This is a genomic window from Corynebacterium yudongzhengii (assembly GCF_003065405.1).
Classification (GTDB): Bacteria; Actinomycetota; Actinomycetes; order Mycobacteriales; family Mycobacteriaceae; genus Corynebacterium; species Corynebacterium yudongzhengii.
In genome coordinates this window covers 2,462,150-2,481,201 of sequence record NZ_CP026947.1, presented here as the reverse complement: position 1 = coordinate 2,481,201, position 19,052 = coordinate 2,462,150, and the positions used below count along the sequence as shown (strand labels likewise).

General features: G+C 66.5%; 22 protein-coding genes. 9 read left to right on the top strand and 13 right to left on the bottom strand.

Annotated elements, in window-relative coordinates:
• Nucleotides 1-5 precede the first annotated feature (5 nt).
• The 3 genes from C3B44_RS11425 to C3B44_RS11415 form a co-directional block, all read right to left on the bottom strand.
• Nucleotides 6-632: a glutamine amidotransferase-related protein gene (locus tag C3B44_RS11425; RefSeq protein WP_108432468.1), complete on the bottom strand. Its 627-nt coding sequence runs from the start codon at nucleotides 630-632 to the stop codon at nucleotides 6-8.
• Complete coding sequence (locus tag C3B44_RS11420; protein ID WP_108432467.1) at nucleotides 632-2,212, bottom strand: anthranilate synthase component 1; 1,581 nt, start codon at nucleotides 2,210-2,212, stop codon at nucleotides 632-634. The genes C3B44_RS11425 and C3B44_RS11420 overlap by 1 nt, the downstream gene beginning before the upstream one ends.
• Before the next feature lie 292 nt (nucleotides 2,213-2,504).
• Nucleotides 2,505-2,945: an SdpI family protein gene (locus C3B44_RS11415; protein WP_108432466.1), complete on the bottom strand. Its 441-nt coding sequence runs from the start codon at nucleotides 2,943-2,945 to the stop codon at nucleotides 2,505-2,507.
• Between the two features lie 141 nt (nucleotides 2,946-3,086).
• Between C3B44_RS11415 and C3B44_RS11410 the strand changes: the two genes are divergently transcribed.
• Together C3B44_RS11410 and C3B44_RS11405 are read left to right on the top strand one after the other, a co-directional pair.
• Nucleotides 3,087-4,289 carry a dicarboxylate/amino acid:cation symporter gene (locus tag C3B44_RS11410; protein ID WP_108432465.1) on the top strand — a complete coding sequence of 401 codons (1,203 nt, stop codon included), beginning with the start codon at nucleotides 3,087-3,089 and terminating at the stop codon, nucleotides 4,287-4,289.
• A 3-nt stretch (nucleotides 4,290-4,292) separates the two neighbouring features.
• Nucleotides 4,293-4,616, top strand: coding sequence for a Rieske (2Fe-2S) protein (locus C3B44_RS11405; RefSeq protein WP_108432464.1), 324 nt, complete (start codon nucleotides 4,293-4,295; stop codon nucleotides 4,614-4,616).
• On the opposite strand, the gene C3B44_RS11400 is transcribed toward C3B44_RS11405, so the two are convergent.
• On the bottom strand, nucleotides 4,617-5,006 hold the full coding sequence (locus C3B44_RS11400) for a PH domain-containing protein (protein WP_108432463.1): 390 nt from the start codon (nucleotides 5,004-5,006) through the stop codon (nucleotides 4,617-4,619).
• Nucleotides 5,007-5,067: 61 nt separating this feature from the next.
• On the opposite strand from C3B44_RS11400, the gene leuS reads away from it, so the two are divergent.
• Nucleotides 5,068-7,926: a leucine--tRNA ligase gene (leuS, locus tag C3B44_RS11395; RefSeq protein ID WP_108432462.1), complete on the top strand. Its 2,859-nt coding sequence runs from the start codon at nucleotides 5,068-5,070 to the stop codon at nucleotides 7,924-7,926.
• On the opposite strand, the gene C3B44_RS11390 is transcribed toward leuS, so the two are convergent.
• Together C3B44_RS11390 and C3B44_RS11385 are read right to left on the bottom strand one after the other, a co-directional pair.
• Complete coding sequence (locus C3B44_RS11390) at nucleotides 7,927-8,538, bottom strand: hypothetical protein (RefSeq protein WP_108432461.1); 612 nt, start codon at nucleotides 8,536-8,538, stop codon at nucleotides 7,927-7,929.
• Between the two features lie 9 nt (nucleotides 8,539-8,547).
• Nucleotides 8,548-9,492 carry an acrylyl-CoA reductase family protein gene (locus C3B44_RS11385; RefSeq protein ID WP_108432675.1) on the bottom strand — a complete coding sequence of 315 codons (945 nt, stop codon included), beginning with the start codon at nucleotides 9,490-9,492 and terminating at the stop codon, nucleotides 8,548-8,550.
• Between the two features lie 367 nt (nucleotides 9,493-9,859).
• On the opposite strand from C3B44_RS11385, the gene C3B44_RS11380 reads away from it, so the two are divergent.
• The 3 genes from C3B44_RS11380 (at nucleotide 9,860) to C3B44_RS11855 (ending at nucleotide 10,953) form a co-directional block, all read left to right on the top strand.
• Nucleotides 9,860-10,234 (top strand): YidH family protein, encoded by a 375-nt coding sequence (locus tag C3B44_RS11380; protein ID WP_199222468.1) that lies wholly within the window; start codon nucleotides 9,860-9,862, stop codon nucleotides 10,232-10,234.
• The gene (locus C3B44_RS11375) at nucleotides 10,231-10,581 is read left to right on the top strand and encodes a DUF202 domain-containing protein (RefSeq protein WP_108432459.1); all 351 of its coding nucleotides are present in this window, start codon (nucleotides 10,231-10,233) and stop codon (nucleotides 10,579-10,581) included. The genes C3B44_RS11380 and C3B44_RS11375 overlap by 4 nt, the downstream gene beginning before the upstream one ends.
• 153 nt (nucleotides 10,582-10,734) lie before the next feature.
• Nucleotides 10,735-10,953, top strand: coding sequence for a hypothetical protein (locus C3B44_RS11855; RefSeq protein WP_199222467.1), 219 nt, complete (start codon nucleotides 10,735-10,737; stop codon nucleotides 10,951-10,953).
• A gap of 40 nt (nucleotides 10,954-10,993) precedes the next feature.
• Here the strand turns inward: C3B44_RS11855 and C3B44_RS11365 are convergent, their stop codons facing one another.
• The 4 genes from C3B44_RS11365 to C3B44_RS11350 all read right to left on the bottom strand — a co-directional run bounded on the left by C3B44_RS11365 (nucleotide 10,994) and on the right by C3B44_RS11350 (nucleotide 13,309).
• On the bottom strand, nucleotides 10,994-11,248 hold the full coding sequence (locus C3B44_RS11365; protein ID WP_108432458.1) for a hypothetical protein: 255 nt from the start codon (nucleotides 11,246-11,248) through the stop codon (nucleotides 10,994-10,996).
• A gap of 102 nt (nucleotides 11,249-11,350) precedes the next feature.
• Nucleotides 11,351-12,346, bottom strand: coding sequence for an NAD(P)-binding domain-containing protein (locus C3B44_RS11360; RefSeq protein ID WP_108432674.1), 996 nt, complete (start codon nucleotides 12,344-12,346; stop codon nucleotides 11,351-11,353).
• 10 nt (nucleotides 12,347-12,356) lie between these two features.
• Nucleotides 12,357-12,971, bottom strand: a complete 615-nt coding sequence (locus C3B44_RS11355; RefSeq protein WP_108432457.1) for a response regulator transcription factor — start codon at nucleotides 12,969-12,971, stop codon at nucleotides 12,357-12,359.
• On the bottom strand, nucleotides 12,968-13,309 hold the full coding sequence (locus C3B44_RS11350) for an ATP-binding protein (RefSeq protein WP_158268674.1): 342 nt from the start codon (nucleotides 13,307-13,309) through the stop codon (nucleotides 12,968-12,970). The genes C3B44_RS11355 and C3B44_RS11350 overlap by 4 nt, the downstream gene beginning before the upstream one ends.
• 215 nt (nucleotides 13,310-13,524) lie before the next feature.
• Here C3B44_RS11350 and C3B44_RS11345 point away from each other — a divergent pair.
• A protein-coding gene (locus tag C3B44_RS11345; protein ID WP_235840523.1) for an IS3 family transposase occupies nucleotides 13,525-14,723 on the top strand; the annotation gives its coding sequence in 2 pieces (ribosomal slippage) (nucleotides 13,525-13,821 and nucleotides 13,824-14,723; 1,197 coding nt in all).
• On the opposite strand, the gene C3B44_RS11340 is transcribed toward C3B44_RS11345, so the two are convergent.
• A complete protein-coding gene (locus tag C3B44_RS11340; RefSeq protein WP_108432455.1) occupies nucleotides 14,674-15,513 on the bottom strand; it encodes a histidine kinase in 840 nt (279 codons plus the stop codon). The two genes, C3B44_RS11345 and C3B44_RS11340, sit on opposite strands and share 50 nt — an antisense overlap.
• 111 nt (nucleotides 15,514-15,624) lie before the next feature.
• Between C3B44_RS11340 and C3B44_RS11335 the strand changes: the two genes are divergently transcribed.
• Nucleotides 15,625-16,653 carry an ABC transporter permease gene (locus C3B44_RS11335; RefSeq protein WP_108432454.1) on the top strand — a complete coding sequence of 343 codons (1,029 nt, stop codon included), beginning with the start codon at nucleotides 15,625-15,627 and terminating at the stop codon, nucleotides 16,651-16,653.
• A gap of 8 nt (nucleotides 16,654-16,661) precedes the next feature.
• Entirely contained in the window at nucleotides 16,662-17,351 is a 690-nt protein-coding gene (locus C3B44_RS11330) for an ABC transporter ATP-binding protein (RefSeq protein WP_108432453.1), read from the top strand.
• Here C3B44_RS11330 and C3B44_RS12135 read toward each other — a convergent pair.
• A complete protein-coding gene (locus C3B44_RS12135; protein WP_328588300.1) occupies nucleotides 17,329-17,751 on the bottom strand; it encodes an NAD(P)H-hydrate dehydratase in 423 nt (140 codons plus the stop codon). The two genes, C3B44_RS11330 and C3B44_RS12135, sit on opposite strands and share 23 nt — an antisense overlap.
• A complete protein-coding gene (locus C3B44_RS11325) occupies nucleotides 17,723-18,886 on the bottom strand; it encodes an NAD(P)H-hydrate epimerase (RefSeq protein ID WP_328588302.1) in 1,164 nt (387 codons plus the stop codon). The genes C3B44_RS12135 and C3B44_RS11325 overlap by 29 nt, the downstream gene beginning before the upstream one ends.
• Between the last annotated feature and the right edge of the window lie 166 nt (nucleotides 18,887-19,052).

Genomic DNA, 19,052 nt, shown 5'->3' with positions numbered 1-19,052 from the left:
TTCTTTTAACTATTCAACAATTGAGTAATACAACGATCTAGCATGCGCGGGCCATTTGGCGTCAGGATCGACTCCGGGTGGAACTGGACGCCGAACGCCGTGGAATCTTTTGTCTCGGCGGCCATGGCGACGTCGCCAAGCTTCGTCGCCGTGCGCGCCAGCACCCGCAGCTCACTCGGGGCGTCGACGCAGCCGAGCGAGTGATAGCGCGCGACCGGCACGAGGCGCCCGGGCACGTTGGGCTCCGTGCGATCGGCACCCAGCGCCAGGCCGGCGAAGACAGGGTGGGCCACCCCGGCGTCGGTGAGTTCCATCGCCACCGAACGGCCGTGCTCGGGGCCGCAGGGCTCGACCACGCCGCCGAAGTGCTCGATGAGCGCCTGGAAACCGAGGCAGATGCCCAGAATCGGGATCTCGCCGAGGCCGCGCTCGATAAGCTCCGGCTGGTTGCCGGCCTCCCGCGGATGCCCCGGCCCCGGCGACAGGATCAACAGGTCGGGCTTGGCCTTTAGCACCGTCGAGACCTCCACCGTGTTCCGGAAGACCGTGACCTTATGGCCGGTCTGGCCGGCGGCGTCGACCAGGTTGTAGACGAAGCTGTCGTGGTTGTCGATGAGAACGACGTGTGCCATTAGCGCACCACCTCCAATTCGGCGTTCGCCGCGGCGGCGATCGCGCTGAGCACGGCATAGGCCTTGTGCAGGGTCTCGTCGGCCTCCGACTGCGGGTTGGAATCGCGCACGACGCCGGCCCCGGCCTGCACCGCCGCCACCCCGTCGCGCACATACGCCGAGCGAATGACGATGCAGTTATCCATATCCCCGTTGCCGCGCAGGTACCCGATCGCCCCGCCATAGGAACCGCGGCGCCGCTTCTCGACGCCCCGCAAAAGCTCCATCGCCTTCAACTTCGGGGCGCCGGAGAGCGTGCCCATGTTCATGCACGCCCGGTAGGCGTCCAGCGCATCGAGGGTGGGGTCCAGCTGCGCGACCACCCGCGAGACCAAGTGCATCACGCGGGAGTAGCGATCCACCTGCAAAAGCTCGGCGACCTTGCGGGTCCCCAAGACCCCCACGCGGGCGAGATCGTTGCGCGCCAGATCCACGAGCATCGTGTGCTCGGCGATCTCCTTGGCGTCGGTGCGCAGCTCGAGCTCCATGCGGATATCCAGCTCGTCGTCGATCTCACCGTTGTCGTCCAGCCCCCGGGGTCGGGTGCCCGCGATCGGGTAGAGCTGCACTTCGCGGCTGGCGGAGTCGTACTTCAGATTCGATTCCGGCGAGGCCCCGAACAGTTCGTAGGGCTGGCCGAAACGGTCGAGCCCGCGCGCGTAGAACATATACGGGCTGGGGTTGGCTGCGCGTAGTCGTCGATAAGCGGCGAACGCATCGGGGCAGTCGGCCATAAAGGTGCGCGCCGGCACCACCTGGTAGATGTCGCCGTTGTAGACGGACTCCTTGAGCCCGGTCACGGCGTCGCGGAACTCGGCATCGGAGATGTCGGTGGTCACGCGCAGGGTATCGGCCGGGTGGGGCGAGGCCTGGTAGGCGTGCGCGGCGTGCGGCTCGGCGGCATCGATGCGGGCGGCCAGTTCGTCCAGCTCGGCATCGAGCGTATCGACGCCCGCCTCCAGCCGCACCGCGTGCACCATGGCCTCGCCGCGCTGGTGGTTGATGGTCAGCACCGTCTCGGCCAGCAGAAACTGATAGTCCGGGTAGGTGTTCGCACCCTCGTCGACCTCCGGCAGGGTCTCGAAGGTGGCGAGGTAATCGAAGGCGAAGCCCCCGCCGAGCATGGGCAGCACGTTGTGCTCGTCGTGGTAGTCCGCATCCCGGGTCAGCGCGCGCAGGACCTCGGCGCTGGAGATATCCGCGAGGCGGGCGCGCTCGTCGGCGGCCTCGGAGACCGGGAAGCGGTAGGTGTGCGTATCGACGGCGTAGTCACCCAAACGCTCATACACCTGACGGGCGAAGTGAGCGCCGCTCGCGCTGAGCTCCTCGATTCTGACCTCGTCGCCGTTGCAGGTGATCCGCAGCGACGAAGACAGCACGGCCACCGAGTTCAGCCCGGATTTCGTGGTGATGTCGGCGGATTCGAGCAGCAACGAGTCGGTGGCCTCTACCCCACCGAGGTGCGCGAACAGGCTGGAGGCATCCGCGTGATAGCGCACCGGGCGGTGGCGCACGACCGGAGTGATCCGGGGGTTACTCATGGGCTCTCACCTGCCGAGGTGAGTGCACCTGCTAAAGCTGACAAAGCGTTGACCACCTTTCTGACGCGTCCTATGCCGATGACCGTGGGTTCTTCCCCGGTCACACCGCGTCTTTCAGGTTAGTTGCCTGGAAGGTGGGCCTAAGAGCAAGGCCCGCGGCGCTTCGGGGGAAGAAGCCGGCGGGCCTTGATGAAGAAGTCTTAAGTGCGCAACTCTATCGGTGGCTCGCCGTAGACGGGCGCCACCACCACAGAAATGCTTGTCGGTTGCTCACGGTGGGAAAGTATAGCACTTAGTCCTCGGGGTGGCGCGACTTATCGACGGCCCGCCGCAACGCCGACATATCCACCTCCGGCGCCGGGGCGGGTTCTTGGGCCTTCTGCTGCTCCTGGTATTCCTTCTCGACGTCCAGTGCCGCCGCGGTGCGGGCCCCCACATTCGCGCCGGCGCCCACCGCCACCACGGCGACGATCACCGCGCCGACGGGGATGAGCCACAGCCAGCCCTCGGCGATGAAAGAGATCAACGCGCCGAAGGTCAACGCCACGCCGCCGAAGAGCCAGAAGGTGCCGGCGACGTGGTGCGCGGCCTCCCAGACCTCGGGGGACTTGCGCACCTCCGCGACGCGGATGCCGATGTAGCTGTTGCCGGGAAGCTTGCGGGCGAACGCCATCCCGCCGATGACGAGGAGAGCGATGGCCAGCAGGGACAAAACAACACCGACGACAATCATGGCTTTATATTCTAGGCCCCGCAGCCGCGCGGAAGCACATTCAGAAATAGATCACACCAGTGCTTCGACTATGACTGTGCTAACTGCCGTTGTAGGTTGAAAGTCGTACTGGTTCATAGTGCCATCCCTCAAGGACTCGACATGAAAAACAAGGGCATCCTAGGCTCGCTCCTGGTGCGCATCATCATTGCCATCATCCTCGGCATCATCTGCAGCCTCTTCTTCCCGGAGTGGCTGGCGCGCGTGTTCATCACCTTCAACGGGCTGTTCGGTAACTTCCTGAACTTCTTCGTGCCCGTACTGATCTTCTCGCTGATTACCCCCGCTATCGCCGGCCTGGGCCGCGGCGCCGGCAAGTGGCTGGCGATCACCACGGCGATCGCCTATGGGGCGACCATCGTCGCCGGCTTCATCGCCTACGCCGTCTCGCAGGGCCTTTACCCGTTCCTGCTGGGCCAAGGCGGTGTGCAGTCCGTCAACGATATCGACGAAGGCGCTCTCGAGCCCTACTTCTCCGTCGAGATGCCGCCGCCCTTCGAGGTCATGACGGCCCTGCTTTTGGCCTTCGCGATTGGCGTGGCCATGACCGTCGTCAAGTCCGACACCCTCTACACCGCCGCCCGCGAGCTGGAGTCGGTGATCATGAAGATCATCGAGCGCTTCGTCATCCCGCTGCTGCCGATCTTCATCTACGGCATGTTCTTGGACTTGGGCATGAACGGCAACCTGGTGGATACGCTGGTGACCTTCGCGAAGGTGATCGTCACCGCGATCGTGCTCACGATCCTCTACCTCGCCGTCCAGTTCCTCATCGCCGGCACCATCGCCGGGCGTAACCCGCTGGTCGCGCTGAAGAACATGCTGCCGGCCTACTTCACGGCGCTGGGCACCTCCTCGTCCGCCGCGACCATCCCGATCACCTTAAAGTCCACCCTGAACAACGGCGTGGCCCGCAACGTCGCCGGCTTCGTGGTCCCGCTGTGCGCGACGATTCACCTCTCGGGCTCGATGATCAAGATCGGCCTGTTCGCCTTCGCAATCGTCTACATGTCTGGCATGGAGGTCTCCCTCGGCCTGGCTATCGGCTTCATCCTCATGCTGGGTGTCACCATGATCGCCGCGCCGGGCGTGCCGGGCGGTGCGATCATGGCGGCCGTCGGCCTGCTGGGCTCCTTGCTCGGCTTCGACGAGTCCATGATCGCCCTCATGATCGCCGCCTACATCGCCATCGACTCCTTCGGCACCGCCGCGAACGTCACCGGTGACGGCGCGATCGCGATGATCGTCAACCGCTACGCCAAGGACTCCATCCACAGCCGCGAAGATCAGGTGGAGGTGCGCTAGGTCGTGGCCATCCACATCGGTTCCTCGGCGAGTTTGGCGGACGGCGAATCACTGGTCGTCGATAAGCGGGACACCGGCTACGAGCAGAACATCGCCGTCTTCCGCGACGGTGAGCACCTGCGTGCCGTCGACAACACCTGCACGCACCTCGAGGCCTCGCTGGCCAACGGGCGTTGCGAGGATGGGGTGATCACCTGCTGGCTGCACAAGGCGACCTTCGACGCCACCACCGGCGAGGCGATCGACTACCCCGCCCGCGGCCGGCTCACGGTGCACGAGGTCACCGAGGATGACGGCGAGCTCTACCTCACCGTCAACGACCAGTAGCTAACTTCCGCGCAGGCGCTGGGCGAGCAGCTGCTGGATTTTGATGACGGCATCGTCGGAACGCACCTCCAGCGCCAGGGTCGGGGTGGTCGCCGAAGAGAGGTAGATGTCGATCTCCGCGTCCCGATCCAAGCTGCCGGCCGTTTCCACCGAGAACCGGCTGATCGAGAAATAAGGAATCGACTGGTAGCTCCGCTTCTTGCCCGTCATGCCCTGGACGTCGATGGAGATGATCCGCCAGTCGGTAAACACCGCCAAGTCGCGGTAGAGCTGGAAGGCGTGGATGACGCGCTCGCCCTCCAAAAGCACGCGGGCGCTGGCCAGCTGCTCGACGACTTTCTGCGGGTCGGCGTCGGAGGAAATGCCCATGAGGTTGTCGAAGAGTCCCATGGCGCCGACGGTACTCCCCTTCCCCCTCGCCCGCTGGGCAGTGCCACTAGACTGTGCACTTATGACTGAGGCTAACCAGGCGAACAACCAACCCAGCCACCGCTACGGCGCGCCGCTCGCCGGCGAGATCGAAAAGAAGTGGCGGGACTTCTGGGCAGAAAACGGCACCTTCCACGCCCCCAACCCGGTCGGCGATCTCGCGCCGGGCGCGGGCGAGCACCTCCCCGAGGACAAGCTGTTCGTCCAGGACATGTTCCCCTACCCCTCCGGCGCGGGCCTGCACGTCGGCCACCCGCTCGGCTACATCGCCACCGACGTCTACGCGCGCTACAACCGCATGCTGGGCAAGAACGTGCTGCACACCCTGGGCTATGACGCCTTCGGCTTGCCCGCCGAGCAGTACGCCATCCAGACCGGCACCCACCCGCGCACCACCACGATGGCGAACATCGAGAACATGCGCCGCCAGCTCGACCAGCTGGGCCTGGGCCACGATGAGCGCCGCGCCGTGGCCACCACGGACACCGAGTTCTACCGCTGGACCCAGTGGATCTTCCTCAAGATTTATAACTCCTGGTTCGACCCGGATCAGCAGAAGGCCCGCCCGATCGCGGAGCTTATCGACGAGCTCGAATCCGGCGCCCGCCGCACCGCCGACGGCCGCACCTATTCCGAGCTCAGCGACGCCGAGAAGCGCGCCGCCGTCGACGACTTCCGCCTGGTTTATCTCTCCAACTCGATGGTCAACTGGTGCCCCGGGCTGGGCACGGTGCTGGCGAACGAGGAGGTCACCGCCGAGGGCCGCTCCGAGCGCGGCAACTTCCGGGTCTTCCGCAAGAAGCTCTCGCAGTGGATGATGCGCATCACCGCCTACGCCGATCGCCTGGTCGACGACCTCGAGAAGCTCGACTGGCCCGAGAAGGTCAAGACGATGCAGCGCAACTGGATCGGCCGCTCCCAGGGCGCCGAGGTCACCTTCCGGGCCCCGGGTGCCGACGGCACCGAGGTGCCCATCACCGTCTTCACCACGCGCGCGGACACCCTGTTCGGCGCGACGTTCATGGCGGTGGCCCCCGAAGCCGAGCTCATCGATCAGCTGGTGGCCGAGGGTGAGTACGCGGCGGACGTCGATAAGCGCTGGACCTACGGCGCATCCAGCCCGCGCGAGGCCCTGGCCGCCTACCGCCGCGACATCGCCGCCAAATCCGACGTCGAGCGCCAGGAGAACAAGGACAAGACCGGCGTGTTCTTGGGCACCTACGCCACGAACCCGGTCAACGGCGCGAAGGTGCCGATCTTCGCCGCCGACTACGTCCTCGCCGGCTACGGCACCGGCGCGCTGATGGCCGTGCCCGCCCACGACGAGCGCGACTACGAGTTCGCCCGCGCCTTCGGTCTGGAGATCATCCCGGTTCTCGACGGCGACGTCAGCGAGCAGGCCTTCATCGGCGATGCGGAGCACATCAACTCCGCGAACGATGCCGGGCTGAATCTCAACGGCCTGGGCAAGCAGGAGGCGATCGAGGCGACCGTCGACTGGCTCGTCGTCGAAGGCCACGGCACCGGCAAGGTGCAGTACAAGCTGCGCGACTGGCTGTTCGCCCGCCAGCGCTACTGGGGCGAGCCCTTCCCCATCGTCTACGACGCCGAGGGCCACCCGCACTCGCTGCCCGAGGACATGCTGCCCGTCGAACTGCCGGAGGTCGAGGACTACGCGCCGGCCGCCTTCGACCCGGAGGACGCCACGAGCGAGCCGCAGCCGCCGCTGGCGAAGGTCACCGACTGGGTCGAGGTCGAACTCGATCTGGGCGACGGCCCGCAGACCTACTACCGCGACACCAACGTCATGCCCCAGTGGGCGGGCTCGTCGTGGTACCAGCTGCGCTACATCGACCCGACGAATAAAGACGCGCTCGTCGACATCGAGAACGAACGCTACTGGACCGGCCCGCAGTCCGAAGAAGACTGCGGCGGCGTCGATCTGTACGTCGGCGGCGTCGAGCACGCCGTGTTGCACCTTCTGTACTCGCGTTTCTGGCACAAGGTGCTCTACGACCTGGGCTATGTCACCTCTTCGGAGCCCTACCGCCGCCTGTACAACCAGGGCTACATCCAGGCCTATGCCTACACCGATTCGCGCGGCGTCTACGTCCCGGCCGCCGAGGTCGAAGAGCGTGACGGCACGTTCTACTACCAGGGCGAAGAGGTCACCCAGGAGTACGGCAAGATGGGCAAGTCGCTGAAGAACGCCGTCGCCCCCGACGACATCGTGCGCGACTTCGGCGCGGATACCCTGCGCGTCTACGAGATGTCGATGGGCCCGCTCGATACCTCTCGGCCGTGGGCGACGAAAGACGTCGTCGGCGCCCACCGCTTCCTGCAGCGCCTGTGGCGCCTGATTATCGACGAGGAGACCGGCGAGGTCTACACCCGCGACGCCGAGCTCACCGACGACGACAACAAGGCCCTCCACCGCACCATCGCCGGCGTGCGCGAGGACTACGCCCACCTGCGCGACAACACGGTGGTGGCCAAGCTCATCGAGTACGTCAACTACCTCACCAAGACCTACCCCGGCGAGGTGCCGCTGGCCGCCGTCGAGCCGTTGGTGATCATGGTCGCGCCCGTCGCCCCGCACATCGCCGAGGAACTCTGGTCGCGCCTGGGCCACGACGAGACGATCACGTTCGTCTCCTTCCCCACCTTCGAGGAGAAATGGCTTGTCGACGACGAGATCACCCTCCCCGTCCAGGTCAACGGCAAGGTGCGCGGACGTGTAACCGTACCAGCCGACGCCGATCAGGACGCGGTGGTCGATGCGGCGCTGGCCGATAGCAAGATCGCCTCCCACGTCGAGGGCAAGGACCTGGTCAAAAAGATCGTGGTGCCGGGCCGCATGGTGAACCTGGTGGTGAAGTAGTTAGCGCCGCCGCCAGTTGAGGCAGGTGGCGACGCGCTCGCCAGCCGCCAGCTCATCGCAGAAGCTCAAGCGTTCGAGCAGCGGCAGCGGCTTCACATCGTTGACCCCGGGAGCGATGAACTGGCGGCGCTCGATGGCGTCGGGCACGCCGGCGAGCTCGGCCATGAGGGAGTCGCGGATCGTCGACATGATCCGCGGCGACTCCAGGCCCTCGGCCGTATCCGGGCCGGCGCCGTGCACGAGCCGCGGGGTGGGCTCTTGATCGTTGGGGATCTCCCCGATCGACTGGACCGAGATCACCCAGTCCGTCGAGTGCCCGTAGTGATAGTCCAGCGGGCGACGCAGCTGGCCGAAAGCCTCGGCCAGCGAGGTCTGCGCTAAGGGCTTTTCGCCGGACTCCGCGTCCGGGAACGCGGTGTAGACCACCGACTCGGTGAACACGGGCGGCTTCGGTGGGCGCACGAACAGGCACCGGGCCTCGCCCGTGAGATCGAAGGCCGCGTCGATCACCTGCGCGAACTCGGCGAGGTTGAGCTCGTCATCGCACACGATGAGGCGTTCCGACGTCGGGTGGGCATGCTGCAGGTTCAAATGCACGGCCGTAGAGGTCATGGGCCAAGCTTAACCGCGCACGTCCACCACCGCACGGCCATGGCGACGGCCCGCCAGCAGATCCCGGCCGGCCTGCGGAGCGTCCGCCAAGGAAATGGTCTCGGTCAAGGACGCGAGGACGTCGGTGTCGAGGGCTTCGTCGAGAAGCCCCCAGGCGCGCACGCGCGTCTCGTGGGTGGCGTCGACGGAGTTCGCGCCGAAGAGCCGGACGTTGCGCAGGATGAACGGCAGCACGGAGGTGTTCAGGTCCGTCCCCTGGGCCATGCCGCAGGCGGTGGCGATGCCGCCGAACTGCAGACGCGCGATGGCGTTGGCGAGGATCGTCGAGCCGACCGTATCGACCACACCAGCGTAAGTGCCCTTCTGCATCGGCTTGCCGGGTTCGGTGAAGTCGGCGCGGTCGACGATCTCGTCAGCGCCGAGACCGCGCAGGAAATCCCCCTGCTCTTCGCGACGGCCCGTCAACGCGTGGACCTCGTATCCGAGGGATTTCAGCAGGTGGACAGCCACGCTGCCCACTCCCCCGCTCGCGCCGGTGACCAGCACTGGGCCGGCGTCGGTCTGCAGGTCATCACGGATCTCCAGGACACACAGCGCGGCGGTGAACCCGGCGGTGCCGATGGCCGCGGCCTGGAAGGCGTTGAAACGCTCGGGCACGTCGACGAGGTGCTCGGCGTCGATGCGCAGCTGCGGGGTGTAGCCGCCGTGGCGACGCTCCCCCAGCCCGGCGCCGTTGACGGTGACCAGCCGGTCGTCCTCCGTGGTGCCGACGGCGTCAATCCCCGGCACCAGCGGGTCGATCAGCGCGACGGTCTTCTCGCCGCGCATCGCCAGCGCGTCCTTGTAGTTCAGCGACGAGTGCGTGACGTCGATGAGCGTGTCGCCTTCACCGGCGTGCTCGTCGCGGGTTTCGATGATTTCGGTCGTTTCTCCACTCAGCTGCAAGGTACTCATGTAGGCCACGGTAGAGATTTATGACGTTTTGGGTAGGTGTTGCGGCGTTTGTGCTGGTGAGAGGGTTGTGAGCGGTGGTGGTCGTGCTTTGGGTCTGGGTGTGGTTGGGTGTTTGAAGCGGATGTGGTGAGCTCCAGGCGAGACTGTTGGGGAAGGCGTGACTGGTGGTGCGGCTGGCTGGCTGTGCCTGCCATTCCGCACGCCGATCCCGCATACCGCGCTAGCGCTGGTCGAAATCACCCTCAAGCGCGCGAAAGCGCACAAAACCCCACCACTGCCCCACCGACCCGGTGGTTCCGCCCCGTTGACACGCGTATCCTGAAGAGGAAAACCGACACAGCACCCAGAGACCGGGAGGATGCGGGCGATGGCTGATCCTGAAGACCGTTCGGCGTTGGCGCGCAGGGTCTTTCCCCGCGGCCGGGAGCCGGATCCCCGTTTCACGCTGGCCAACGAGCGGACGTTCTTGGCCTGGGTGCGCACCTCGTTGGCGTTTTTGGCGGGGGCGATCGCGCTCGAGGCGTTCAACATCCCGTCGATCTCGGATGAGTTGCAGACCCTGGCCGCGATCGGGGTGTGCGTAGTGGCGTTGCTCATCGCCTCCGGCGCAGCGATCCGCTGGGTCAACGTCGAGCGCGCCATGCGGGAAGACAAGCCGCTGCCGGTTCCGGGGATCGTGCCGGTGCTGGTGGTGGCGTGCCTGATCGGTGGGGTGATCGTGCTGGTAGGCGTCGCGCGATGAACGCCATCCACCATGATGATCCCGGCCTCCAGCCGGAGCGCACGTCCCTGTTGTGGACGCGGACCGTGCTCAGCATCACGATTGCCTCACTGACCATGCTGCGCTGGTCCTGGGCGTACCCTTGGATGATCTACGTTCAGTCCGTGGTGATGGTACTGCTAGCCTTCGCGGTGCTCACCACTCAAGGTCGCAGATACGCAGCGCACAACCTCGGCTTGGCCCGGGGCGTGGTGAAGCCCAACCCGGGCGGAGTGTTTTTGGTCGCGGGCGCGTTGATCTTGTTTGCCAGCTCCGAGCTCGTGCTCATCATCCTGAGCCCGCCCGGCGTGTACACCCTGGTGGATTAAGGCCCAGGGCCCCACTCGGAATCGGCGACAACGGCGCCACCTCTAACCCCACGCGTGAAGTGACTGAGATCATATTGTGACCAATTTTGTTTTGTCCGTCGTAGCGGTCAAAACTCTCGGATTCATAGCCCATTCACTTCATGGAGGCTCGACATGAGTTCCCTTGTCGATTCGCGCTCGCCAAGTAAACAACGAGCGCATCAATACGCCACGAGGCTTGCCCTCATCGCGACCCTCGGTCCCCTGTTTTACGGATTCGAGGGAATGGTTCTCAACGGCGCGATCGGTGCCGTTGGCTCCGCGTTCGAACTCGGGCCGTTTCTGCAGGGCATCGCAGGCTCCGCCGGCATCATCGGCGCCATCATCGGCTAGTCGCCGCCGGCCGAGAGGCCAGCGAGATCATGCACTCACGCTAGCGGCTCTGGGGGATCACGGCCTGTGGGGCTGAGTGGGCGCGCAGCCGGTTGAGTTCGGCGCGTTCGGCGCGGTCAGCACGGTAGATGTCGCGTAGCCACAGCCAGACAAACACCCCGGTCAGGGTGAAAACTGAGGCGATGAAGAGCACCGCGCCGAGGATCCCCGTAAGGAACAGTACGACCGCCAGCACAGCGAGGGTGAGGACAGTCAGGCGCGGGCGCGAGAAAAGTCCTTGGGGTGCGGCAATCATGTGTCATGAGCTTAGCCCGCTCCGGACAGAGCGTGGAGGGTTTTCTTGAAAACGTTGCGGTTCCGTAATCGGACTGTATCGCGGTTGAGTCTTGGGCGCGGATTAGCGCCCGTAGTCCTCCGCGATCACCCGCGCCAGACGCCGGGCGAAGACCCCGACGCCGGCGATCGTCGCCGACCCGGGCCCGGTCCAGTCACCGTAGCCGACGAGGTGCAGCTTATCGACGCTCGGTTCATACGGGGAATCCAAAAGCGCGCGCACGGGGGTGAGCGCGGGACGGAAACCGGTGGCCCAGATCAGGTGCTCCACGCCGAGTTCTTCCAGCTCGTTGAGGGAGTCGAAGGCTTCACGCCACTGCAGGCGCCCGGCGTCGCGGGCGGTGCGCACCACGTCCGTCATGACGATATCGCCGAACTCGCTGACCGCCGGCGGCAGCTCGCTATCGCCGCGCAGGATCGCCAGCGCCCGGGCCCGGGAGGTGGTGAAGAGGTCGTCGCCGGTAATGTCGTCGGGCATGAAGTTAGGCTCGTCGCGGACGAACCAGTAGACCTCGGAGTTCTCGGACAGCTCCGCGGCGATCTGGGCGCCGGAGTTGCCGGCCCCGAGCACCGCCACCTTCTGCCCGGCGAAGAGCTCCTTGCCCGGGTAGTTGGCGGTATGCCAGGTCAGGCCGGTAAACGAGCCCGGGAAGTCCGGCACACAGGGCGAGGACTGGATGCCGGTGGCCATGATGACGTGATCGGCACGCATCTCGCCCTGGTCGGTGGAGACGATAAGAGGCGCGTCCTCGCCCTCGCGGACATCGTAGACCTGCACCGGCCGATGCACATCGAAGCCGTAGCGCTTCTCGTAGTCCTCGAAGTACTCGACGACATCCGCCGGGTGCAGTGGACGGTCTTTCTCCGGCATCTGCTTGCCGGGGAGGGAGGAGAAGGAGGCGTCGGAAAATAACACCAGATCATCCCACACGTGACGCCAGGAACCACCCGGGGCGATCTGGTTGTCCAGGATCACCGCCTGGACGCCGGCGCGGCGGAGGTAGAAGGCGCAGGCTAAGCCGGCCTGACCGCCGCCGATGATAATGACCTCGTGACGCATAATCGCCACTTTAGATTAGGTGACGCTTACGAGCGACGGTGACCGCCGCAGTGCGGTTATCCACCCCGAGCTTCTGATAGATGTGAATCAGATGCGTCTTCACCGTGGCCAGGGAGATGAACAGCTGATCAGCGAGTTCGCGGTTCGACGCGCCCGAGGCCAGCGCCTGCAGGATCTCCACCTCCCGATCGCTGAGCACCTCGTGCGGGCGGGTCATGCGCTCGGCGAGGGCGGTTGCGACCTCGGGCGCTAGGGTGCGGCGGCCTTCGGCGGTGGCCACGATCGCGTCGTGCAGCGTCTTTTCGGGGGCGTCTTTGAGCAGGTAGCCCACCGCGCCGGCCTCCAGGGCCGCCACGATGTCGGCCTGGGTGTCGAACGTCGTGAGCACCAACACCGGCGGGCCGTCGTGCTCGTGGACGCGCCGGGTGGCCTCGACGCCGTCGACACCCGGCATCTGCAGGTCAGTGACCACGACGTCGGCGCTCACGGTGCCGTCGATCAGCTGATCGACCACCGCCCCGCTGTCGCCCTCGGCGACGACTACGAGGTCGTCGAAGGAATCGACGATGGCGCGCAGACCGGCGCGGACGACGGGGTGGTCGTCGATAAGCATGACGCGGATCATGGCTGCTCCTTGTCCGAGGCGTGGAGGGGGAAAGACGCGGCGACGGCGGTGCCGCGCGCCGGGGTGGATTCGACGGTGAGCACTCCCCCGGTCTCCCGCACGCGGGCGTCCAACCCGCGCAGGCCGAAGCCGTGTTCGGAGGTGCGTTCGGTGGCCGCCGGGTCGAAGCCGCGCCCGTCGTCGACGATATCGAGGGTGATCTCGTCGTCGAGCACCACGTATGTCACCGCGATGCGGCTGGCCTCGGCGTGGCGCAGCGCGTTCGCGAGTGCCTCCTGGGCCACGCGCATCGCGGCGGCGGCGACCTCGTCGTGGGGCCCCGGCCGGTCCTCCCCCACCACCGTGAGCTGAAGGTCCGTGGCCGTGCCGAGCGCGGTGATACGCTGCCGGGTGGTGTCGACGAGGGCGCGCAGGCCGTCGGGAAGCGAGTCGACCAGAACCGGCGAGGTGAGACCGGCGACGAAGTTGCGGGCCTCGGCGAGATTGGGGCTGATGCAGGGATAGGTGACAACTGATCTGGCTCGGTTACCCCGGGCCTGGAAGGATTGTCATCATGCCCAAGCCGTATCCCAAAGAGTTCCGCGACGATGTGGTCCGCGTTGCCCAGAACAGGGACGAGAACACCACGCTGGCCGAAGTAGCTGCTGATTTCGGTCTGCATGAAGGGACCATCCGCAAATGGGTCCGCCAGGCCGAACTGGACGCCGGAAACCCCAATGACCGCAAACCTGGCCTGACCACTGAGGAGAGGGACGAGCTGCGCGCCCTGCGCCGCCGCAACCGCACCCTGGAGCAGGAGCTGGAGGTGATGCGACGGGCTGCTGCCTACTTCGGCCAAGCTCAGATCCCGTCAAAATGAAGTACCCGCTCGTCCGCGATCTCGCCGCTTCAGGAATCCCTGTGGCGGTGACGTGCCGGGTGCTGAAGATCACCCGCCAGCCCTATTACCGGTGGCTGGCCAACCCCATCACCGACGCCGAATGGGAAGAGGCCCACCGGCTCAATGCCCTGATCGATGCTCACCGTGATGATCCTGAGTTCGGGTACCGATACCTGGCCGACACCGTGGAGGAGGTCGCCGGGGTCCACATGGCCCACCGCACCGCCTGGCGGCTCTGCGCCTCTCAGGGCGTGTTCTCGGTGATCAGCAAGCGTAAGAAGGGCAAGGGAACCCGCCCCGGGCCACCGGTCCACGATGATTTGGTGCAGCGGCAGTTCAGCACCGTGAAGAAAGTCAACGAAGTGTGGTTCACCGATATCACCGAACACCACACCGGTGAGGGCAAGCTGTATCTGTGCGCGATCAAAGACGCCTGCTCCAGGCGGATCATCGGCTATTCCATCGACACCAGGATGAAGTCCTCATTGGCGGTGCGGGCCCTGAATAACGCCGTGGCGAACAGGGCTCGATCTGGCGCTGAGGTGGGCGGATGCATAGTCCACAGCGACCGCGGGTCTCAATTTCGAGCAAAGAAGTTCCTCCGGGCTCTGGAGCATCACAGCCTGGTCGGCTCGATGGGCAGAGTCGGTGCTGCCGGAGACAATGCCGCGATGGAGAGCTTCTTCAGCCTGCTGCAGAACAACGTCCTCGACGCGAAGCCCTGGGCCACCCGCGAGGAACTTCGGAGCTCTATAGTCCGGTGGATCGAGAGGACTTATCACCGAAGAAGGAAGCAGAAGGAACTCGGGAAATTGACCCCGGTCAAGTTCGAGGAGAAACTACTGACCCAGGCCCTGACTCTAGCGGCCTGAACAGAAAACCCAACCTGTCACCCGTTCCTGCATCAGCCCCATTTTCGGCCGCCGTGTCCTCGATCGCCGCGACCTGGCTGCGGGCGGTGTCGGGCTGGCCGGCCTCCAGCGAGCGCCCGGCAGCCCGGCTGAGCAGCACGATCGAGCTCAAGCCCTGGGCGAGGGTGTCGTGGATCTCGCGGGCCAGCCGCTCGCGCTCGGCGAGCCGGCCGGCACGGTTCTCCGTAACGGCGAGTTCGCGCCGGGTCGCGCGCAGGGTCTCGGCGATGCGGCGCTGCTCGACGGCGTCGGCACGCAAGAGCTGGTAGAAGCGGAAACCCACCACTGCCGCCAGGGTGCCGATGAGCGGTCCGAGAACCGCCGCGACCTGCACCGGCCACTGCCCCGTCGCCGGCGGTAACACCACCGCCACCAACCAGGCGGCGAGGACCACCAGGTGCCCGCTAACCGGCGGCAACACGTGCAGAATCAGAAAGACCAGCGGAAACAGCAACCAGATGAACTGCGCGGCGTCGAAGACCAGCGCCACCCAGATCGCCAGCACGATGCCCAGCCAGGCGGGGGCGAGGCGCTGGAGTCGTCGATAAGCGTGGCTTCCCGCCATGCGGTGCTCGAAGACGGTGCCCGCGAGATACGCCGCCGCCAGCACCGGGGTCAACAGCCAGGTGGCTACCCCGGCGGTGCCGGCCGTGGCCGCCGTGGCCAGCCCGATGAGCAGCAGGCCGGCGAATAACACGTGCAGGCTGATGCGCATCGAGGCGAGCAGGCCGGGAAGCGATTGTTCTTTCACGACGCCCACCGTAGTGAGCGGGAGGTCGAGCCGTAATCAACCGTGCGGTTGATTCGGGTTTCGACTTGTGAGCCGATTACTTATCGCGCCCGCGCCGCGACGATAGGACTCATGTTTGTGGCACTGAGAGACATCATTCACGCCAAGGGCCGCTTCGGCCTCGTTGTTGCTGTGGTGGGGCTGATTACGCTGCTCGTGGTCATGCTGTCCGGGCTGACCGGCGGGCTGGGTAAGCAGAACACCTCGGCGCTCGAGTCGCTAGAGGCGGATGCCTTTATGATCAATTCCTCCGACGGCGAACACGCCTTCGCCTCCTCCCGCGTCACCCGCGAAGACATCGCCGAGCACGAGGGCCCCGCGACCGACGCCCTGCCGCTCGGCACGGCGCAGACCTCGCTAGATACCCCCGACGGCCGCACCAACGTCGCTGTGTTGAGCCTGCCGGAAGGCACGGAGGTCGCCGGCGGAGCGGCCATCCCGCGCACCGGGGCGGTCGCTTCTCAAGAGCTTCTCGACGACGGCGCCTCCCCCGGCACCGACGTCCGCCTCGGCGGCGAGCCCGTGACCATCGCGGACAACGTCGCCGACAAGTACTACTCCCACTCCCCTGTCATGTGGGTATCCACCCAGACCTGGCGGGATGTCACCCGCGCTGACCACGGCATCCTCGGCAGCGTGCTGGTGCTGAACGGCGAGATCGAAAAAGATGACCCGGACGTCCTCAGCGAGTCCGCGGCCTTCTCCGCGCTTCCCGCCTATGACTCGGAGCAGGGCTCGCTGCAGATGATCCAGGCCTTCCTCTATGTCATCTCCGCGCTGGTCATCGTGTCCTTCCTGACGGTCTGGACCATCCAGCGCACCCGCGATCTGTCGGTCCTGCGCGCCCTCGGCGCCACCCCCGGCTACCTGTTCCGCGACGCGCTCGGCCAGGCCGCCCTCGTTTTGCTGGTCGGCTCCCTGCTCGGTGCCGGCATCGGCGGGGCGCTGGGCTGGCTGGTGGCCGGCGTCGTCCCCTTCGAGATGTCAGTGAGCACCGTGGCGCTGCCGGCCGCCGGAGTCTTCGTCCTCGGCATGCTCGGCGCGCTGCTCGCCACCCGACGCGTCACCCGCGTCGATCCCCTCGTCGCCCTCAACGCATAGGAGAACCCATGACCTCCCCGATTCTCGATCTACACGACATCACCGTCACCTACCCCGACGGCACCGAGACCATCACCGCCCTCGACCGCGCGCGCCTCGAGGCCCACGGCGGCACGATGACCGCGGTGGTCGGCGAGTCCGGCTCCGGCAAGTCGACGCTGCTGGCCGTCGCCGGCGGGCTCACCGTCCCCGACTCTGGGCGCGCCGCCGTCGCCGGCGAGCGACTCGACGGCGCCAGTGACGCCGAGCGCACCCGCATCCGGCGCGAACACATCGGCTTCATCTTCCAAAACCCGGGCCTCATCGGCGCGATGAACGTCCGCGACCAGCTGCTCGTCACCGACCACCTGCGCGGGCGCTCCCTGCGCCGCGACCGGGCGGAGCAGCTTCTCGACGCCGTCGGCCTCGCCGACCACGCCGATCGCCGCATCACGGAGCTCTCCGGCGGGCAGCGCCAGCGCGTCGGCATCGCCCGCGCGCTCATGGCCAGCCCCGAGCTCCTACTCGCCGACGAGCCCACCAGCGCCCTCGACGCTGAGCGCTCGCGCTCGGTGCTCGAGCTGTTGCGCTCGCTTGTCGACGACCTCAACCTCGCCTGCGTCGTGGTCACCCATGATCGCTCGAACCTGCAGATGTTCGACGAGGTCGTCGAGGTCATCGACGGCCGCGCCACCGCTATCTCGACAGTTGCGCACTAGCGCGCGGGATGGCCTCGGCGATCCGGCTCGCTGAGGTCGGCGCGTAGCCCTCCGGCATGCGCGCAGAGATCCGCGCCGCCAGGGCGTGCAGAGCCACCGCCGCGGCGAGCGGCTCGGTGGCATATTCGGCGCCTTTTCTGGCCGTGACCAGGGCCATGACGGCCCCCGCCATACCCGCCATGACGTCTCCCGACCCGGGCGTGGCGGCCCAGGAGCTGGCGGTATCGACGATACGTACGTCCTCTTCATCCGCGATGGCCGTAAACCGGCCCTTGAGCAGCACGGTGCAGTCCAATTCTTGGGCGAGCCGCCGGGCCTTCTCCGCGTGGTTGAGTTCCGCGGCCTCGAGGCCGAGCGCCTCTGCCAGCCGGTCATATTCGCCCAGATGCGGCGTGAGCACGGTGGGGGGCGGTGCGCTGGGCCACCTGCTCGCGCAAGGGTTCGTGGTGGGTGAGCAGGGTGAGGCCGTCGGCGTCGATAAGTACCGGAAGATCGGTGGCGAGTATGTCTGCGAGGGTGTTCGTATCCTCGGTGCCCGAGCCGGGGCCGAAGACCCAGGACTGCACCCGGCCGGCCTCAGCGACGGTGGTGGTGGCGACGACCTCCGGCAGCGCCCGCACGACCTCCAGGGCCTGCGGGCCCGCGTAACGAACCATCGAGCTCGTCGTGCGCACCGCGCCAGTGGTGGCCAGCACCGCCGCGCCGGGATAGGTCTGCGAGCCCGCACAGATGCCGACGACCCCACCCGAGTACTTGTCATCTTCAGCCCGGGGGGTGAGGTCTGGAAGCTCGGGAAACGCCAGCGTGCGCAGCTCAGCGGGGTAGTCGCGGGAAGGGGTGGCGGCCCGGCTGAGCGTGATGTGCGACTTTGGCAGGTGCTCGGAGATGTTGCCGGCATGCGTGTGCGGGTCGGCGAGCAGCACTTCGCCGCAGTGCGCGCTGAGGCCGTGGGCGAGGCGGTAGCCGCCGAAGGTCACGGTGACGTCCGCCGAGACGTGGGTCGGGGTGCCGTCTGCCAGGGGCGGGGGAGTGGTGGGGTCGTCGGCGCCGATGCCGCTGGGTACGTCGACACTAAGGACGGCTCGCTTATCGACGGCCCGCACCAGCCGCGCAGCGTCCTCGCGCAGGTCCCCGGCGCCGCCGAGGCCGAGGATCCCGTCGATGACCAGGTCATAGGTGCCGCTCGGTTCGTCGACGACGGTCGCGCCGGTGTTCTTGCAGGTCGTGAGCGCGAGTTCATGGACTTTCCCGCTGCGGCTGGTCAGAATCACCTCGACGTTGAGGGGCGTAGATTCCAGCAACTCTGCCATGGCATAGAGGGCGTCTCCGCCGTTGCCGCCCGAGCCGGCGAGGACCAGGACGCGGGGGTGGGCGTGGTTGTGGTTGTGGTTGTGGGGGAGGAGCGTGCCGGCGGCTACGGCCACGGCGTGCGCGGCGGAGCGCATGAGCTGGTCCGGTTCGCGCTGCGTAGCGAGCAAAGGCTCCTCCGCCGCGCGAACCTGATCGGCGGTATAAGTGAACGCGTTAAGTGGCATGGTGCCCAGGGTAGTGCGCTCTGGGGTGGGTTGTGCTTGCTCGTGTTGCGCTACCGCTGGTCGAAATCAGCCCCATAGAAAGGAGTCTCGCGCGGTCGAAACCAGGACTCCTTTAGGGGCGACTCCTTTCGACCAGCGCTAGGGCGCTATCGCCGGGAGGGTGCTA

Coding starts and splice junctions, on each gene's coding strand:
- C3B44_RS11325 (WP_328588302.1), bottom strand. CDS start 18,886: ATGCCACTTAACGCGTTCACTTATACCGCCGATCAGGTTCGCGCGGCG.
- C3B44_RS11355 (WP_108432457.1), bottom strand. CDS start 12,971: ATGATCCGCGTCATGCTTATCGACGACCACCCCGTCGTCCGCGCCGGT.
- leuS (WP_108432462.1), top strand. CDS start 5,068: ATGACTGAGGCTAACCAGGCGAACAACCAACCCAGCCACCGCTACGGC.
- C3B44_RS11365 (WP_108432458.1), bottom strand. CDS start 11,248: ATGATTGCCGCACCCCAAGGACTTTTCTCGCGCCCGCGCCTGACTGTC.
- C3B44_RS11375 (WP_108432459.1), top strand. CDS start 10,231: ATGAACGCCATCCACCATGATGATCCCGGCCTCCAGCCGGAGCGCACG.
- C3B44_RS11425 (WP_108432468.1), bottom strand. CDS start 632: ATGGCACACGTCGTTCTCATCGACAACCACGACAGCTTCGTCTACAAC.
- C3B44_RS11335 (WP_108432454.1), top strand. CDS start 15,625: ATGTTTGTGGCACTGAGAGACATCATTCACGCCAAGGGCCGCTTCGGC.
- C3B44_RS11360 (WP_108432674.1), bottom strand. CDS start 12,346: ATGCGTCACGAGGTCATTATCATCGGCGGCGGTCAGGCCGGCTTAGCC.
- C3B44_RS11400 (WP_108432463.1), bottom strand. CDS start 5,006: ATGGGACTCTTCGACAACCTCATGGGCATTTCCTCCGACGCCGACCCG.
- C3B44_RS11380 (WP_199222468.1), top strand. CDS start 9,860: ATGGCTGATCCTGAAGACCGTTCGGCGTTGGCGCGCAGGGTCTTTCCC.
- C3B44_RS11385 (WP_108432675.1), bottom strand. CDS start 9,492: ATGAGTACCTTGCAGCTGAGTGGAGAAACGACCGAAATCATCGAAACC.
- C3B44_RS11330 (WP_108432453.1), top strand. CDS start 16,662: ATGACCTCCCCGATTCTCGATCTACACGACATCACCGTCACCTACCCC.
- C3B44_RS11415 (WP_108432466.1), bottom strand. CDS start 2,945: ATGATTGTCGTCGGTGTTGTTTTGTCCCTGCTGGCCATCGCTCTCCTC.
- C3B44_RS11410 (WP_108432465.1), top strand. CDS start 3,087: ATGAAAAACAAGGGCATCCTAGGCTCGCTCCTGGTGCGCATCATCATT.
- C3B44_RS11390 (WP_108432461.1), bottom strand. CDS start 8,538: ATGACCTCTACGGCCGTGCATTTGAACCTGCAGCATGCCCACCCGACG.
- C3B44_RS11855 (WP_199222467.1), top strand. CDS start 10,735: ATGAGTTCCCTTGTCGATTCGCGCTCGCCAAGTAAACAACGAGCGCAT.
- C3B44_RS11420 (WP_108432467.1), bottom strand. CDS start 2,212: ATGAGTAACCCCCGGATCACTCCGGTCGTGCGCCACCGCCCGGTGCGC.